Consider the following 1,746-nt stretch of genomic DNA (forward strand, 5'->3'; position numbering starts at 1 on the left):
CATTATTAAATAAGTTTTTAAAAATTTACTTTTTAAATTATTATTCATATCATCAATTACCAATAAATATTATTTTGTTTTCTGTAATTTCTCAGGATTAAATTCATTAAGATAATTTATTATATCATTAAGTTTCTCTTTTTGCCCATTTTTTTCCAGTATAAATGAGTACCTTATAAGATTAATAATTCCCGGGCCTATTTTCTTAATTACATTTTTAAGAACAGTAAAATCATTAATGTCTGTGAATACGTTTATATATGGAAATTCCTGGCTTATTGTATCTATAATGGCCTCATTTTTGATCTCATCATTAAGTTCCATCAGGTTATTTATCAGTTTTTTACCGGAATCCGTTAAAAAATAATATTTTTTATTGTTTATAATTTTTGAATATATTAATCCTTTTTTTAATAAATTATTTATTGCGGGCATTAACGCACCATTTGATATATTCCTGTGGGTATTTGTGCTTAATATACGTTTTGCGAGGCCGTAACCTGTCATTTCCTTCAGGTTAAGTATATACAGTATTCTTAGTGTATAATCATTCATAGTTTCACATTTGATAAAGTTTTAATTAAATTTATTTTTTGTTATTTTTATTCATATTTTTTTCCTTTTTATGGCTGTGCCTTACCGCTGCTCCTATTATTATTAATATGGCTATTACAAGTACTATTGGAACAAGATATTCTGGTTTTATTATGTTATGTTCGATTTCCTCATCAGGCGATGGTGATACCTTTTCTGTAAATGTTGCGGTTTTGTAGAATACAGATTCCGTATTATTAAACCTGTATTCCACAAGGAGCTGAACAGGATAATTACCACTGTATACATCAGAAACATCGACTATAAATGTAACCTTCAGGGACTGCCCGGGTTTTAAGGAGGAGTATGTAACATTATCCGCATCCAGGGCTGCCAGTGGGTTTGATGATGGTATGTGTATTGATATTACACTTGGCATTAGCATGTGTATATTTAAATCCCTGAATGTTTTATTGCCTGTATTGTTTATATAAAATGTAATTATCTGTTTTTTCTCACCCGAGACCAGTTTATCTGATGCCTCAGTTATTTTTAGATTAACATACTGATCTGAATTTATCCTTGATTTAAGTGTATATGTTATATTATACATTGAAAAATAAATAGGCGCGCTGCCTGAGACATTTTTGGCATTTAAATAGAATGTAAAGTTCAGAATTTTACCAAGCGGATAATACTTAATGCTATAATTTGCAGGTGATATAACATTAAAATATTTAGAATAAATTCCTGCGGTTACATTATTTGCATTGCTTGTTCCTGTATTTGATGTTACCACTGTTAATTTTATTCCCTTCTGATCCTGATATATCACAGGGGGATTTGTATAATATGTTACCACAGATAAACTGGGCTGGCCAAGGGGAAGGGTAAAGTTTGCATTTGATGAACCAGATGATGTTGATAATGTTATATTTTCCTCATATAAATTACCTGATGCACTGGCGCTTATGTTCACCATCTGCATTATTGTATAGCTATGTCCTGCTGTTAATGATAGTGTATACACTGATTTAACATCACTGTTAGGACCTGATATATAGCTGTAGCTAAAAGGTGATGTAAGGTTTATAAATCCACTTACATTTTCAGTTGCAAGTGCTGTGAATGTGACATAGAGTGGTACATCGCCAGAGCCAGGGGCTGGAAGCATGCTTGATGTCTGGTTGTACCAGTGCACACCTGTAACCT

General features: G+C 31.5%; 2 protein-coding genes. Both read right to left on the bottom strand.

Features of this window, described 5'->3' with window-relative positions; translation table 11 throughout:
- Window positions 1–69 precede the first annotated feature (69 nt).
- Complete coding sequence (locus AOG54_RS03365; RefSeq protein WP_055032413.1) at window positions 70–555, bottom strand: PadR family transcriptional regulator; 486 nt, start codon at window positions 553–555, stop codon at window positions 70–72.
- Window positions 556–586: 31 nt separating this feature from the next.
- Window positions 587–1,746, bottom strand: a 1,160-nt coding sequence (locus tag AOG54_RS09865; protein WP_162200850.1) for a hypothetical protein, incomplete at its 5' end; no start/stop codon positions are given.

The sequence above is a fragment of the Acidiplasma aeolicum genome (assembly GCF_001402945.1).
GTDB lineage: Archaea > Thermoplasmatota > Thermoplasmata > Thermoplasmatales > Thermoplasmataceae > Acidiplasma > Acidiplasma aeolicum.